The organism is Runella sp. (genome assembly GCF_965279615.1).
GTDB lineage: Bacteria > Bacteroidota > Bacteroidia > Cytophagales > Spirosomataceae > Runella.
On record NZ_OZ257252.1, the window covers coordinates 1,854,141 to 1,869,234 of the forward strand.

A 15,094-nucleotide genomic window follows, 5' to 3' on the forward strand; every position below is an offset into this window, starting at 1 on the left:
CACAACTTCTTTTCAATGACCCTTCAAACGCTGGAACATACTTCCATTGACGAAATCACTGACGTATTCAATCGGTCTTTTGCTGATTATTTGGTTCCGTTCAAGCTCACCAAAGAGCAATTGGCAACCAAAATGCAGGTTGAAAATATTCACCTAAAGTATTCTGCCGGAGCTTTTGAAAGTGACAAACTCGTCGGATTTATTCTTCACGGAATTCATCCTTCCCCAAAAGTTGCCTACAATGCAGGGACGGGCGTCATTCCCGAAATGAGAGGGCAACGACTGACCCAACAAATGTATGCTTTCATTTTACCGCTATTGCGACAGGAACAATTTGCAAAAATTCAACTCGAAGTCATTAGTGAAAATACCAAAGCTTATAAAAGTTATGAGGCAATTGGGTTCAAAAAAGTGCGCGAACTAACGTGCTTTAAAGGAAATATTGCTCCGTCAAACATATCTAATCCTTTTAAATTCAAAGCTTTATCAAATAAACATTGGGCTATTTTAGACACATTTTGGGATTGGCAACCCACTTGGCAAAATGCAATGCCGGCCATAGAAAACAACAAAGACAACATCCAAACCATTGGACTTTTTGCCCAAGATGAATTATGGGCGTATGCTGTTTTCAATCCCACTTCCAAACGTATTCATCAATTTGGCGTTCACAAAAATCACCGTAATCAGGGCATAGGTCGTCTGTTGTTTTCCGCTGTTTCTAAGATATTGCAAAGCGATTGTTCGCTCATCAATATAGATTCATCTTCTGCTTCTACTATCTCCTTTTTAACCCATATCGGATTGAAAATCTTTATAAAACAATATGAGATGGAGTTGAATTTGGATACAAATTAATACGTAAACAATAGAACGCAGATTTTTATAATTTTCATGATTGGGTATGTTTTTTTATCAGAATTTATCTTAATAATCATGACAATCTGCGTTCTATTGTTTAATCGAGAATCATTGAATTCGGTTGAAATTTTTAATGCGTGACTCGATGCAGCCACTGCCCAAAATCATATCCGCTGCCGAAGATTTTAAAGAGACACGCGGCAATGAACAGTATCATAAATACCTTGAAAAGATTGGATTTGAAAAGCGATTGATTTGCCATATTTTTTAGATTGATAGGAAACTTAGGATTTTTTTCTGAGTGCTCTAAATGTTCCGTTGGGCTGGGTCAACAATAACTCCGAGGCATCTTGGCTAAAAGCCACTGAATAACCCACTATTCCTTTCAGACGAAATTTGCCTTTACCAACGGATTCCAATTCCCAAGGCGGTTGATTGGGGATAGTGAGAACCAGTTTATCGTTATTTTTTAAAGCGACATTCAAGTTCGTCCCGCTCAAATTGTATTCGCCAATATAGGTTTGTAACACAGCCTTTGGCAATTTTTTAGGTTTATAATTCCATCTGAATTCGATAGGCAGAAACAATTCCGCTTCAAAAGCAATGGACACACTTGCGATCTCAGCATTGGCATTTTGATTAAAAACAACCCGTTTGCTACTGACATCAGCGGCTGTTTTCGTCTTTGTATCATAGCCAAATGCATCAAAAACGTCGTGATTGTAAGGCTTTAACAACCATTTTGTCTGAGGAAACACCGCAAATAACGAATCATTTTGGAATGTGATTTCAAAGGTACCATAGCCACCGTGCGTATAGAATCCTTCGTATTCGTCCAATTCATGCGCCGATTTTGCCGACGCCGGTTTTTGAACCGTCAATTGAGCTTGGGCATTTTTGGCCGCCATTTTGCCCGCTTGGTCTGATGAATAAAGATAGGTCTGCCAATCTTTGTAAGGCGCGTTCAGCATTCGGTCGGCGAGCAGATTTCGGACTATGGAAGGTACGCGGGAAACTTCCTGATTGCAGAAAACCACGATACCTACGCCGTCGGTTGGGAAGAAACAGGCATTGGACGAAAAACCGGCGATGTTGCCGCCGTGCTCCACTCGGTAATGCCCCCGATACGATGACAGAAACCATCCCAAGCCGTAGTTTTCAAAATGCAATGTCGGATTATTGGCCGCAGGAACTGCCTCTCTGACCACCATTTGCGAGCTCATCGCTTCGCGCACATAGTCAGCGGGCAAGATTCGTTGTCCTTTATAGACGCCGTTATTTACCCAAAGCATTACCCATTTTGCCATTTCACTCACCGATGTATTGATACCTCCGACCGCCGACATGACGTCCAAATTGTAGTAATCCAACTTGTGTATTTTGTCGTCGTCCGTAACCGTATAGCCCAATGCTCTATCCTTATTGACAGCCATCGTATCCACCGAAAAATTCACATTTGTAATACCCAAAGGCTGAAAGATTTTCTCCCTTACAAAAGCCCGGTACGACTTTCCACTAAGGTTTTCCACTATCTTGCCTTGAGCCAAGAACATAAAATTATTGTATTGCCATTTTTCACGTAGACCGTAATTGGGTTCCAAATACTGAATTCTTTTGAGCAATGTATCGGTCGAAGAGGTGGTAAAAAGCGCCCAGGCATCGTCGTGTCGCGGAAGGCCGGTGCGATGGCACATGAGGTCGCGCAAGGTGATATTTTTGTTCATTTCATCGTTGTAGAACGTCAATTGCGGCAGGTATTCCCGTACGCGGTGATTGAAATCCAACTTGTTTTCACCGCGTAAAATCCCTAAGGCCGCACAGGTGAAAGCTTTTGTGCAACTTCCGGCGGCAAATTGGGTATGCTCCGTCACGGGAATTTTATTCTCCACATCGGCGTAACCAAACCCCTTGGCATACACCACTTTGTCTTTTTCGACCACGGCCACGGCAAAACCGGCACATTTCCAGTCTTTCAGCACGCGGGCAAAAGCGGTATCCAAACCGGCAAATCGGGCATCAGCAACAGGTTGTTGCGCCACGGCAGCACGATACCCAAGTAATAAGAGAAGCGTAATTTTTTTCATCGTTTTGTGTTTTCAAACTGTATACAAAACTAAGGCACCGAAAACGAAGCGATTTGTTAAATCCTGCTAATTCCAAACTTTCCAAGTCTGTACCATCCAACTCAAAGACTTGGAAAGTTTAGACGGGTCCTACAAAACTTTCCATGTCTGTACCATCCACCTCAAAGACTTGGAAAGTTTAAACGGGTCCTACAAAACTTTCCATGTCTGTACAATTCGTTTCAAAGACTTGGAAAGTTTAAACGGGTCCTACAAAACTTTCCATGTCTGTACCATCCAACTCAAAGACTTGGAAAGTTTAGACGAGTCCTACAAAACTTTCCCAGTCTGTACCATCCAACTCAAAGACTTGGAAAGTTTAGACGAGTTTGAAAGCTTTGGAAGGAGAATAGCCAAAATGCTTTTTGAAAGACTTACTGAAGGCAAAAATATCCGAGAAACCCGACGCAAACGCGGCCTCCGATACCGAAGTCCGATCTTTTTGCAACAATGTGAAGGCATAGTGTAGGCGCTTCTGAATCATATATTGGTTGGGTGTTTGCCCGAAAACAGATTTGAAAAGGCGAAAAAAGTGGTATTCAGACATACACGCTTCCTTGGCAACGGCCTCAACGGTCAAGGGATGACAAAACAGTTCATCTATCAATTCCTTCCCTCTTGAAACCCGTTTGTACAGGTCTTTCTTAGTGATCGGCTTAATGCTCGGAATGGCCTGCAACTGTCTAAAAACGGGAATTTGGTCGACAATGATCTGCTCGGAAAGGGTATAAAAAAACTCTTTATTGACGACTTCCCGACTTACTTCATTTCGCAAAACAGCGTTGTGCAGTCTGCGCAAAATCGCGCCGAGGTGCGTGGAAGCGGCATCATATTGTTGTTCCAAAAATAGCCCGGTACTGAAAAACTGCCCCAATGAAGCATCCATAAAAGCCGTATCGGGTCGGCACTGACTTGCCACCACTTCTGCCAACAATTCCGGGACAATATTGACGCAAATACCTGTTACGTATTGATTTTCTTCAATTTCGACATGTCCTTCACTTACTCCGTTCGACAGCAAATACTTCCCCGCTCCGACCGGAAATTGGCAACCGTTCAACGTGTATCTTTCCACACCGTCCATCACGTATTTAATGGCAAATCCCTGCGATTTTACGGGATAATAAAATCCTTTCAGCGAAGAGACAACCAACAGATTATCATCGTATTTGATGGAATCTATGGTATTTCGAGTTTCTTCCGACAAATGCACCATGGGAATTGGGTACGCGTTTACGTTTGCAAAATCAAGCTATCATTTCCTCAACTCGTCACACTGACGCAGGAGGTGTCTATAACTTTCAAATTAAAGCACTTAGCTGCACGTGAGGAAGAGATTTATGATGAGTGGCAAGAAGCGGCCTGATAAATAAATCCACACAAGACTCTTAAATTACCTCTAAAGTTCGATTGAAAAATGACCCTCTCAACAAAGTAAATTCGGTCTTTTAAACAAAGTCTGTCAGAAAAACGCCTTCTACCTTTGTCTCAACAAAAAACAACTGAAAAAATGGGACAGAACAATGATCAGGGAGCGTTACAGAAACCGATAGGTTCGGGATTTAACGCCGCATCAACAACCAATGATGTCATCAAAGGCATTGACCTCACAGGGAAAATTGCCATCGTAACGGGTGGAAACACGGGCATCGGCCTGGAAACCGCCAAAACCCTTGCCGCCGCAGGAGCAACCGTCATCGTGCCCGCCCGAGATGTTGAAAAAGCAAAGAAAAATTTGGCAGGCATCGCCAATGTCGAATTGGAAACAATGGACCTAATGAATCCAGATTCCATTGATGCCTTTGCCGAAAAATTCTTGGCATCCGGCAGACCGCTGCATTTACTTATTCACAATGCGGGCATTATGTGGGTTCCGCTGCGCAGAGACAGCCGGGGCATCGAATCGCAGTTGGCAACCAATTATCTGGCGCAGTTTCAACTTACGGCAAGAGTGTGGCCTGCTCTGATAAAGGCGAATGGAGCAAGAGTCATTAATGTATCCTCCGACGGCCATCGGTTTGCTTCGTTCGATTTTGAAGACCCCAATTTCCATCACCGCAACTATGAAACCTTGCAAGGGTATGGACAATCCAAAACGGCAAGCAATCTTTTTGCCCTTGAACTGGACCATCGCGGCAAAGCATTCAATGTAAGAGCCTTTTCGCTGCACCCTGGCTCTATCAACGGAACCGAATTAGGAAGAGAGGCTCCGATAGCGTTGTTTCAGCAAATGGGCTTTTGCGATGCTGCGGGAAATATCCTGCCCGAAGTGGCAGCATCGCTGAAAACAATTCCGCAGGGAGCGGCCACCACCGTGTGGTGTGCCACCAGCCCACTGCTCAACGACCTGGGCGGGGTGTATTGCGAAGATGCCGATATCGCCGAATTATCTCATGATGCTTCTCTGCCGGGCGGCGTAGCATCTTATTCATTGGACGAAGCCAACGCGAAACGTCTGTGGGAAGTAAGCGAAAAATGGACGGGAATACCATTTCAAATCAATAATCCCACAACCATTGAAAATTCAGGGCAAGAAACAAAATCTGCCTCCGCCCTGCTGAAAGAGTATCTGGAAAGCGTAAGTGCCGGTAATCCAAAAGCAACTGCTTCCTTTTTTGCCGAAGACGGTTACATAGATGCTCCTTACGTTGAATCATTGGGGATGCCGTCAAAAATCACGGGCGCAGCAGCCATAGAAGCCACCATGCAGGGGCTTCTGCAAAATGCCCCCAACTTTCATTTTACAAGCATCAAAATCATTTTGGAAACGCCTACCGAGGCCATTGCCGAATATGAAAGCGAAGCTGTTTTGGCAAATGGAAAAAGCTATAAGCAATTATACATGGGCCATGTAACCTCAAAAGAGGGGAAAATTACCTGCCACCGGGAATTCCTGAATACCATTCCATTTGTGGAAGCATTTTTTCCAAACGGCTTAAAAGATTTAATCACTTCTAACTAACAACTGCCATGAGAGTAACGAAAGAAATGCACCACAAAGAACTGCAACCCAATTATGCACTAATGAAATTGTCATCACGGTTGCTGATGAACAGCGTAGGCGTCAGATTGCTGAATGCCAACAGTGCCCGGTCGAAAGGAAAAAATATAGAAGGATTGCACTGCGAAGAAAGATACATACCAAGCAGGAACGGCGGCCCCGAAATACGGGTGAGAATATTCAAGCCCTGCCACTACGTCGGCAACCTCCCCGGAATGCTTTACATTCACGGCGGAGGGCTGATTATGGGCACTCCGGAAGATTACCTTGCCATTTTCAAAAACTATATTGATGCAAAACCCTGTATCATCATAGCTCCCGATTATCGCAAGGCTTTTGATGCCCCTTATCCTGCCCCTTTTAATGATTGCTACGATACGCTGTTGTGGATGAACGAAAATACCGCCTCATTAGGCATTATTCCTGATAAATTGATTGTCGCCGGGCATAGCGCCGGCGGTGGCATTGCCGCCGCCGTTACCTTAAAAGCCACCGACACGCAGGATGTAAAACTTGCGTTTCAGATTCCGATTTATCCCATGCTCGACGACAGACAAGACACTGAATCGGCCAGAGACAATAACTCTGCCGGGTGGAATTCCAACGCCAATAAAATGGGTTGGTCTGCCTACTTACGAGACCTGCATGTACATCGAAAAGAAATCCCTGCTTACGCAGCACCCGCCAGGGCCAAGGATTATTCTCAGTTGCCGCCTGCCATTACGTTTGTTGGTGACTTAGAACCTTTCCGAGACGAAACCATTGCCTATGTAGAAAATCTCAAACAGGCAGCCGTTCCCGTAACTTTTAAGCTGTTTGAAGGTTGCTACCACGCCTTTGAAGTGATGTTTCCTACGTTGGAAATAAGCAAAGAAGCTTGGGCATTTCTGTTGACTTCTTACAGCGACCATGTCGACAAGTACATTTATTCAAAAAATTGATTCGTATCCCTCAGGAAGAGCAGAAAGAAATAACTGCTCTTCCTTTATCAAACATCGTTTTCAACAATGACAGCAAGCAAATACATCGTCATTCCCCTTCTCACCTGCCTGTTACTGCTCATGGATTGGTATGTATGGCAGGCGGTAAAAGTGGTTTTTCAAAACAATACCGCGCAAACTCAGCAGATTGTCAAATGGATTTTTTGGGGCATCACAGCAATGACTATCTCGGGTTTATGGATATACAATTTTGCTGACCCTGACACCTTAGGGCGTAAGCTGCGAACGGCCCTTCTATTCAGTGTGTTCACTGTTTACGGCTCAAAGCTGTTTTCAATCCTGTTCATTTTTCTTGATGATGTGATCCGTTTTTTCACTTGGACAAAAGGGAAATTATTTTCCGGCCATGAAACAGCAAACACCCTCATCGAAAGCAGCCCTACCCTCACGCGATCGGAATTTTTGATGAAAACAGCGTTAGTCGCGGCATCCCTTCCGGCAACCGCCTTAACGTGGGGCCTTTTGTCGGGGGCGCATGATTACCGCATTCGTCGTGTGAGACTGGCCCTAAAAAATCTTCCCCGGCCGTTTGAAGGCATGACCATCGGGCAAATCTCAGACATTCATTCGGGTTCTTTCTTTAACAAAACCGCCGTGAAAGGAGGCGTAGAGCTGCTCTTGAAACAAAAACCCGATATGGTATTTTTTACGGGCGATCTGGTAAACGACCGAGCCAATGAAGTAAACGATTACGTTGACCTGTTTGCTAAAATAAAAGCGCCGTTGGGTGTTTACAGCACCCTTGGCAACCATGACTACGGTGCTTATGCAGGCTGGCCAAGCCCTCAAGCCAAAAAACAGAACCTGGAAAACGTAAAGCAGGCACATAAAGTACTGGGTTACGACTTGCTGACAGACGACCATCGAATTATCAAGCTGGGGGGTGAAAAATTGGCCATCATTGGTGTCGAAAACATCTCAGCGAACGAGTCTATTTTTCCCAATAATGGTAACTTACAACGGGCAATGGTGGGCACAAGTGAAGCTTCGGTCAAACTCTTACTGAGCCACGACCCCACACATTGGGACATGGAAGTAAACAGCCGCTATACCGACATTGATGTGATGTTCAGCGGGCATACCCACGGGTTGCAATTAGGCATTAACGTGGGCGGCAAAACCTACTCACCGGCCCAATGGCAATACAAACAATGGGCGGGATTGTACCAAAAAGGCGATCAGCAGTTATACGTCAACCGTGGATTTGGGTATTTAGGATTTCCCGGACGCGTGGGTATGCCTCCCGAAATAACTATCTTTGAACTGGTAAGAGCGTAATATTGATTTAACCCTGATTAGAAACAGCATTGAAATATGGAACACGTATCGAACTATTTAACCCCTGAAATAAAACTTTCCTGCTACGAGGATCACTTTTTCAAATCTGAAATTGTGTTTGACCAGCACATGCTCGTGTGGTTCATTTCCGGCGAAACAAAAATCGTGCAGGCAGAAGCCACCCACCGCTTTAAAACGGGTGATATTTTTCTGATTCCGAGAAACAAGCCCGCCACCATCATCAATTATCCCAAAGACGGTTTACCCCACAAAACCGTAGTGATGCTGTTGACGACCAAAATTCTGAGGGATTTTTACAGTACCATTGAGATAAAAACCAAAATGGCAGCAGTTCCCAAAATTCGCAGTTTCAGCAACCACCCTTTACTGGAGAGTTGCCTTACTTCTTTGATTCCCTATTTTGAATTGCAAGGCTCCTTTCCCGAAAATTTGGCCTCGTTGAAAATCACCGAAGCAATCAGTATTTTAAGAGCCATCGACCCCGAAGTGGACAGCGTATTGGCCAATTTTGACGACCCGTACAAAGTGGATTTAATCAGCTACATGGAGAAAAACTACATGTTCAATATGCCCATCGAAAAATTTGGCTACCTGACGGGCCGAAGTTTAACCACTTTCAAGCGTGACTTCAAAAGAGCCTTTAACACCACGCCCCAAAAATGGCTTACCCAAAAACGATTGGAACTGGCCCACTATCAGATTGCCGAACGGAAAGTAAAACCGATTGAGGCTTGCTACGAAACGGGCTTTGAAAACCTTTCCCATTTTTCGTTTGCCTTCAAAAAACAATTCGGATATGCGCCGACGGAAGCAGCCCAATCCAATTATGTACATCTCAGATAGAGATTGCGCAGGTCAAGAAACCGTCTGATAAATAAATGGGCAATGAGTTGCGGCAATGCAGCTGTTGGTGGCAAGCGTGTAGCGCTCAATCTATCCACTATGATAATCAGCATTGTAATTGCGTTACGGCTCCCAATTCTCATATGGACTAACTTACCATTTTCCGAGACAATCACTTGTAATTAAAGATGAACTACTCTATTTTTGCAGAAATCATTCAAAATAAGCCATGTTGATAGAGTTTAGAGTCTCCAACTATCGTTCAATAGGTGAGGAGCAAATTTTGAGTCTAATTCCTGCTCCAAAGCAAAAGGAATATTCAGACAATATCATTTCCAAAGGGAAACACCACTCCTTAAATGCTTTAGCTATTTATGGAGCCAACGGAAGTGGAAAAAGCAATCTTTTGCTTGCAATGGGGTTACTTGACAAACTTATTCATCTTTCTGCACGGTCATCCTCCACAACTAAATTACCTTTTGACCCATTTTTACTTCGCGAGGGTTGGGATAAAAAGCCCACAAAATTTGAAATTACTTTTATTATAGACGAAGAAAAGTACAGGTATGGTGTTGAATTTTACAAAGAATCTATAGAAAGTGAATGGTTATACAGAAAGGGTCAAGGTAGAGAAGTTGTATTGTTTTTAAGACAAGGAGATATTATAGACCCTTCATCTGGATTTAAAGGGAATGCCAAAATAATTGACTTAGCAATTGAAGCAACGAAACCTAATGCGTTGTTTCTTTCTACTTGTGATATGTTTAATGTTGAAGAAGCTAAACTAATCTTTCAATGGTTCAAGCACTTTAACAACATAGACGGTATTGACACCGAAGATGAAGAAATAAGGACGGTAACTATGTGGGATAATGAAACCGACAGAGAAGATATAACTCACTATTTATTGAGATTGAATCTTGGTTTTATAGGCGTAGATATTTTTAAAAAGGATTTTGAAGAATCAGACTTACCCAAAAGCATCAATGAAACCACCAGAAATTTGTTAGTTAAAGACTTGTCGGGTTCACAAGGTTACTCAATTCAGGCATTACATAAAACGTATTCATTAGATGGTAAAGAAACAGGAAAAAGTAAGCCTTGGCCGTTTGATGAAAGAGAGTCAAAAGGTACAAATAAAGCATTACATCTAAGCGGTCCTATTTTATGGGCGTTAAAAAATGGAGGTGTCCTAATTATTGACGAAATAGAGGCAAAAATGCACCCCTTATTGACGTTGGATACTATAAATATGTTTTTAAATAAAGAAACTAATCCTAACAATGCCCAAATAATTTTTGCCACTCACGACACAAACTTACTTTCATATTCAGATCTTAGAAGAGACCAAATTTATTTCACCGAAAAAAACCAATGGGAATCTACAGAAATATTCTCTTTATCTGACTTCGTTTATCTGGGAGACCTAAAATCTTCTAAAGCTGCAAAGGAAAGACCTGACACAGATAAAGAGAAAAGATATTTTGAAGGAAGGTATGGAGCTGTACCGTTTTTAAGTCCTTTTAAACCATTAAAATCGAAAAATAATGGCAAAAAAAGGTAAGCTAAAAAAGTTTCAAGAAAAGGAATTAGAGGAACGACCCGTTAGATTTAAGCGGTATCAATATTTGTTTCTAATAGTATGTGAAGATGAAAATACAGAGCCTGCCTATTTTGAGCGTTTCAAAAACCAAATTCCTAAAGAAACTATTTTTCTTAGACCGGTAGGAACAGGTAGAGATGCGAAAGGTGTTGTAGAACAAGCGATAGTAGAAAGGGAAAAACTTTCGTTTGAAGCAAAAAAAGAGGTGGATGTAGTATGGGCTGTCTTTGACAAAGATGATGCTGATGAAAACGCAGCCAAAATTAAACGATTTGAAGATGCATTTAAAATAGCAAAAAGCAATAATATTGAAACAGCATACAGCAATGAAGCTTTTGAATTATGGCTTTTGCTGCATTTAACTGAGGTTGATGCCAATACAGCATTACCAAGAGCAGAAATATATGCATTATTGCAAGAGAATATAAGAGACGATGAAGCACATAAAACATTTGAATACGAACACGGAAATGCTTCGATATTACAAATCATAGATGAAATAGGAAACCAAACCAACGCTATTAATAGAGCAGAAATATTACTACAGAAACAACATGGCAAAACAGCAATTGAAGCCAATCCAAGCACCAGGATTCATATACTCGTAAAAGAACTTTTAGAATGGATAACCTATTTTTCATACAAACCATATTAAAAGAAAGCTAATAAAGTACACTGACAAATACCACCCACCAACCCTATATGATTGAACATTTCCCCTTTTACCTTTCATTGATCGTCGTTATTGTACTGCTCATCATGTTGGCAGACAAACTGAAAGTGGCCTATCCGGTGCTGCTGGTAGTCACCGGATTGCTGATAAGTTTACTGCCCGGACTTCCTAAAATACACATTGAGCCGGAGTTGATTTTTATCATTTTTCTGCCTCCGCTGTTATACGATGCGGCCTTTGCCATGTCGTGGAAAGAACTGTGGCGGTGGCGGCGCATTGTCACGAGTTTTGCGTTTATCGTCGTTTTCTTTACGGCTTTGTCGGTGGCGTTTGTGGCGGATTGGTTCATTCCCGGGTTCTCGTTGGCATTGGGATTTTTGCTGGGCGGTATTGTGTCACCTCCTGATGCCATAAGCGCGAGCGCTATTCTGAAATTTGTCAAAGTACCGCGTCGAATGTCGTCCATTTTGGAGGGAGAAAGCTTGCTGAACGATGCTTCTTCACTGATCATTTTTCGCTTCGCCCTGATTGCCGCCACCACCGGGCGCTTTGTGTGGCAGGAAGCGGCCCTTAGTTTCGGGTGGATGGTCATCGGGGGCGCCGCCATCGGCGTATTGGTCGGTTGGCTGTTTATGAAAGCCCATAAATACCTACCCACCGATGCCAATATGGACATTGCCCTGACCTTGGTCACGCCTTATGTGATGTACATAGCCGCGGAAGAAGTACACAGCTCGGGGGTATTGGCAGTGGTGAGTGGAGGTTTGCTGATGTCAAGCAGAAGACATTATTTTCTGAGCAGTTCGTCTCGGTTACGAGGAGTCAATGTGTGGCAAAGCCTTGTGTTTCTGCTGAATGGCTGGGTGTTTTTATTGATTGGACTCGATTTGCCCGAAATCAACGAAGGTCTAAAAAAGGAAGGGACCGCACTCTCCGTAGCCATCGGATACGGGTTATTGATCACATTTGTGTTGATCATCGTACGGACTTTGGCCTCCTACGGAGCCGTGGTTGTCACCCAAATAGCAGGTCGATTTATTGAGGTAGCCGACAGAAATCCGGGCTGGAAAGCTCCCCTCCTATTAAGTTGGTCCGGTATGCGCGGCGTGGTATCCTTGGCGGCGGCCTTGTCCATACCGATAGAAATGAGCGCCGGAGTTCCGTTTCCGCACCGAAACCTGATTTTGTTCATCACTTTTGTCGTGATTTTAGTCACTTTACTTTTACAGGGGCTTACCCTTCCCTGGTTAATTAAAAAGGTAGATCTGCCCGATTTCCACGATTATCTTCCCGAAGAAGAAACAGAACGTTTGCTCAAAAAGGGAATGCATGAGCATACCTTACAGTACTTCAACACCAACTACAAGCGTCATCTTGTAAGTAATAGCATCCTGCGGCAAAAGGTAGCCTTTTGGGAACAGAAAAGCAACCCGGAACCCGATGAATACATTTCGGAAGAAACCAAAAAAATCTATTTGGATATTTTAGAACAACAAAGGGTGTGGCTACGAAACCAAAACAAAACCGACAATAAGATTGATGAAGAAATCATCCGAAAGTTTTTGTACGGGATAGACCTGGAAGAAGAAAAGCTCAAATACACGTAAGCAAATCAGCCGAATGCTAAAACAAAAGCGCCCATTGAACAATGGACGCTTTTGAGATGAGACCCTTACAGGGTGACAAAAGAGCGATTACCAGCCGATGCCGTAATCTTCGCCGTGGTTGGAGGAGCCACCCCAAAAAGTGTTATGCACCCAATCAAAATAAATGGCATTGATAGGGCCACTGGTACGTTCCTGATAATTTATTTTGTAGCCCATTCGGCCTAAATCCTTTCTTGTCCACGCCGGCATCGCTTCGTTGAGCGTGAGTCCTCCGTTAATTCGTTCGTGGTCGCCGAAGCTCGAATACATCTGCAAGGTTTTGAAACTCGGCGCTTCGCAGGCTTCCTGTACGGTCATGTTGAACTCTACGACGTTAAGGAAAAATTGCAGTAACAACTGATCCTGTTCATCTCCCGCCTGCTTGGCAAAAGACAAAAACGGCTTACCGTCTTTCAATGCCAAACTCGGGGTCAACGTTACACGCGGACGTTTGCCCGGCTCTACGACGTTGAATGGATTTTCTTTGGGATCCAACACAAAGGCCTGCATCCGTTGGCTCATACCGATACCCGTATTGCCCGCAATGCATGCCGGCACCCACCCGCCGCTGGGCGTGACGGAAACGACCCATCCTTCTTCGTCCGTGGTTTCGATGGAGGTAGTACCGGCGGTAAAATCAGCCTCAAATTTTTTGTCTAATGTTGCATTGTTTTTAGGGTCAAACAGGCTTGCGCTGCCCCATTTTTTCAACATATCCTGATACGGATTGGCCTTACCTTCAAACGGATACGGATCGCCGGGACCTGCTTTAGGGTCATTCATTTCAGGATTGATGAGCTTGCTGCGCTCTTTGGCGTACTCTTTGGAAAGCAGCCCTTTCATCGGTTCTTCGGGACCGAAAGCAGGGTCACCGTAATAAAAATCACGGTCGGCAAACGCCAAATTCATGGCCTGATACAGCGTGTGAATGTAGCGCGTAGAGTTGTACCCCATGCTTTTGAGGTCAAAATTTTCCAAAATATTCAGGGTTTGGAGCATGGCCGGGCCTTGGGTCCACTGTTGCAACTTATAAACGTCAATGCCTTTGTAGTTGGTTACCATCGGCTCTTCGATCTTCACTTTCCAGTTGGCCAGATCCTGTTCGGTGATCAATCCACCCTGTTCGCGGCAACCTCTCGAAAATTCTTTGGCAATCTCACCTTTATAAAACACGTCATAAGCGGCATAAATGGCATCCTTCCGTGATTTACCTTTGGCCAAGGCCTGTTGCTCCGCACTCACCAATTTTTTCAATGTTTCGAGTAAATCTTTTTGGACAAATACCTCACCGGCATCGGGTGCTTCGCGGTTCGCACCCAAGTGCGGCAAAAATACTTTTTTAGAATAAGGCCATTGCTTGATAAGGTCTTTGCCTTTTTCGATCGAATTGGCGGTCTGGGCTTCGATGGGGTAACCGGCCGCCATTTCCATAGCGGGCGCCAAAACATCTTTCAACGACATGGTTCCGTACTCGGCCAACATCGTCATCAATCCGCCGGGCGTACCGGGCGTGACGGCCGCCAACGGACCGTATTGCGGCGGGTATTTCATGCCTTTTCCTTTGTAAAACTCAGGCGTGGCCCCCGTCGGCGCTACACCGTGGGCGTTGATGGCGATGACCTTTTTGGTTTTGGGGTTGTAAATGAGCGCCTGCGTCTCCCCTCCCCAGCTCAACACATCCCACATGGTACAGGTAGCGGCCAACATGGCGCAAGCGGCATCAATGGCATTGCCGCCTTTGGTAAAGGTCATGGCACCTGCCGTAGCGGCCAACGGCTTGCCCGTAATGGCCATCCAGTGCTTTCCGTGCAGCGGCGGTTTTTGGGTAGTAACCGGTAAGTTATTGAATGCCTGCGCATTACTCTCAAAAACAGCAAGGAGTGATGCACAGAAAAACAGCAGAAGGCGAAGTGGTTTCATAGAGATTTCAGTCAGGTTTGTTGATTTATTCTTAAAAATACGGATAGCTTTTCAGGATGTCAAATGAAGGGGGCGTATTTATGACGGGAAGAGGGAATTTTAGAAGTACCGATACGAATAATCA

General features: G+C 44.1%; 11 protein-coding genes. 8 read left to right on the forward strand and 3 right to left on the reverse strand.

Going from position 1 to position 15,094, the window contains the following annotated elements:
- Positions 1–15: 15 nt before the first annotated feature.
- On the forward strand, positions 16–858 hold the full coding sequence (locus ACQY73_RS08235; RefSeq protein ID WP_428664032.1) for a GNAT family N-acetyltransferase: 843 nt from the start codon (positions 16–18) through the stop codon (positions 856–858).
- A gap of 287 nt (positions 859–1,145) precedes the next feature.
- On the opposite strand, the gene ACQY73_RS08240 is transcribed toward ACQY73_RS08235, so the two are convergent.
- Positions 1,146–2,945 carry a serine hydrolase gene (locus tag ACQY73_RS08240; protein ID WP_428664034.1) on the reverse strand — a complete coding sequence of 600 codons (1,800 nt, stop codon included), beginning with the start codon at positions 2,943–2,945 and terminating at the stop codon, positions 1,146–1,148.
- A gap of 358 nt (positions 2,946–3,303) precedes the next feature.
- On the reverse strand, positions 3,304–4,200 hold the full coding sequence (locus ACQY73_RS08245; protein WP_428664036.1) for a helix-turn-helix transcriptional regulator: 897 nt from the start codon (positions 4,198–4,200) through the stop codon (positions 3,304–3,306).
- A gap of 294 nt (positions 4,201–4,494) precedes the next feature.
- Here ACQY73_RS08245 and ACQY73_RS08250 point away from each other — a divergent pair, with 294 nt between their 5' ends.
- The 7 genes from ACQY73_RS08250 (at position 4,495) to ACQY73_RS08280 (ending at position 13,011) form a co-directional block, all read left to right on the forward strand.
- Positions 4,495–5,946, forward strand: coding sequence for an SDR family NAD(P)-dependent oxidoreductase (locus ACQY73_RS08250; protein ID WP_428664039.1), 1,452 nt, complete (start codon positions 4,495–4,497; stop codon positions 5,944–5,946).
- 8 nt (positions 5,947–5,954) lie between these two features.
- Positions 5,955–6,926, forward strand: a complete 972-nt coding sequence (locus ACQY73_RS08255) for an alpha/beta hydrolase (RefSeq protein WP_428664042.1) — start codon at positions 5,955–5,957, stop codon at positions 6,924–6,926.
- Positions 6,927–6,992: 66 nt separating this feature from the next.
- Positions 6,993–8,264 (forward strand): metallophosphoesterase, encoded by a 1,272-nt coding sequence (locus tag ACQY73_RS08260; RefSeq protein ID WP_428664045.1) that lies wholly within the window; start codon positions 6,993–6,995, stop codon positions 8,262–8,264.
- A gap of 36 nt (positions 8,265–8,300) precedes the next feature.
- A complete protein-coding gene (locus ACQY73_RS08265) occupies positions 8,301–9,128 on the forward strand; it encodes a helix-turn-helix domain-containing protein (RefSeq protein ID WP_428664048.1) in 828 nt (275 codons plus the stop codon).
- 229 nt (positions 9,129–9,357) lie between these two features.
- On the forward strand, positions 9,358–10,692 hold the full coding sequence (locus ACQY73_RS08270) for an AAA family ATPase (RefSeq protein ID WP_428664050.1): 1,335 nt from the start codon (positions 9,358–9,360) through the stop codon (positions 10,690–10,692).
- Positions 10,676–11,386, forward strand: coding sequence for an RloB family protein (locus tag ACQY73_RS08275; RefSeq protein WP_428664052.1), 711 nt, complete (start codon positions 10,676–10,678; stop codon positions 11,384–11,386). Before ACQY73_RS08270 ends, ACQY73_RS08275 begins: the two co-directional genes overlap by 17 nt.
- A 47-nt stretch (positions 11,387–11,433) precedes the next feature.
- Complete coding sequence (locus tag ACQY73_RS08280) at positions 11,434–13,011, forward strand: Na+/H+ antiporter (RefSeq protein WP_428664055.1); 1,578 nt, start codon at positions 11,434–11,436, stop codon at positions 13,009–13,011.
- An 87-nt stretch (positions 13,012–13,098) separates the two neighbouring features.
- Here the strand turns inward: ACQY73_RS08280 and ACQY73_RS08285 are convergent, their stop codons facing one another.
- Positions 13,099–14,970 (reverse strand): gamma-glutamyltransferase family protein, encoded by a 1,872-nt coding sequence (locus ACQY73_RS08285; RefSeq protein WP_428664057.1) that lies wholly within the window; start codon positions 14,968–14,970, stop codon positions 13,099–13,101.
- Positions 14,971–15,094 lie beyond the last annotated feature (124 nt).

Coding starts and splice junctions, on each gene's coding strand:
- ACQY73_RS08235 (WP_428664032.1), top strand. CDS start 16: ATGACCCTTCAAACGCTGGAACATACTTCCATTGACGAAATCACTGAC.
- ACQY73_RS08240 (WP_428664034.1), bottom strand. CDS start 2,945: ATGAAAAAAATTACGCTTCTCTTATTACTTGGGTATCGTGCTGCCGTG.
- ACQY73_RS08245 (WP_428664036.1), bottom strand. CDS start 4,200: ATGGTGCATTTGTCGGAAGAAACTCGAAATACCATAGATTCCATCAAA.
- ACQY73_RS08250 (WP_428664039.1), top strand. CDS start 4,495: ATGGGACAGAACAATGATCAGGGAGCGTTACAGAAACCGATAGGTTCG.
- ACQY73_RS08255 (WP_428664042.1), top strand. CDS start 5,955: ATGAGAGTAACGAAAGAAATGCACCACAAAGAACTGCAACCCAATTAT.
- ACQY73_RS08260 (WP_428664045.1), top strand. CDS start 6,993: ATGACAGCAAGCAAATACATCGTCATTCCCCTTCTCACCTGCCTGTTA.
- ACQY73_RS08265 (WP_428664048.1), top strand. CDS start 8,301: ATGGAACACGTATCGAACTATTTAACCCCTGAAATAAAACTTTCCTGC.
- ACQY73_RS08270 (WP_428664050.1), top strand. CDS start 9,358: ATGTTGATAGAGTTTAGAGTCTCCAACTATCGTTCAATAGGTGAGGAG.
- ACQY73_RS08275 (WP_428664052.1), top strand. CDS start 10,676: ATGGCAAAAAAAGGTAAGCTAAAAAAGTTTCAAGAAAAGGAATTAGAG.
- ACQY73_RS08280 (WP_428664055.1), top strand. CDS start 11,434: ATGATTGAACATTTCCCCTTTTACCTTTCATTGATCGTCGTTATTGTA.
- ACQY73_RS08285 (WP_428664057.1), bottom strand. CDS start 14,970: ATGAAACCACTTCGCCTTCTGCTGTTTTTCTGTGCATCACTCCTTGCT.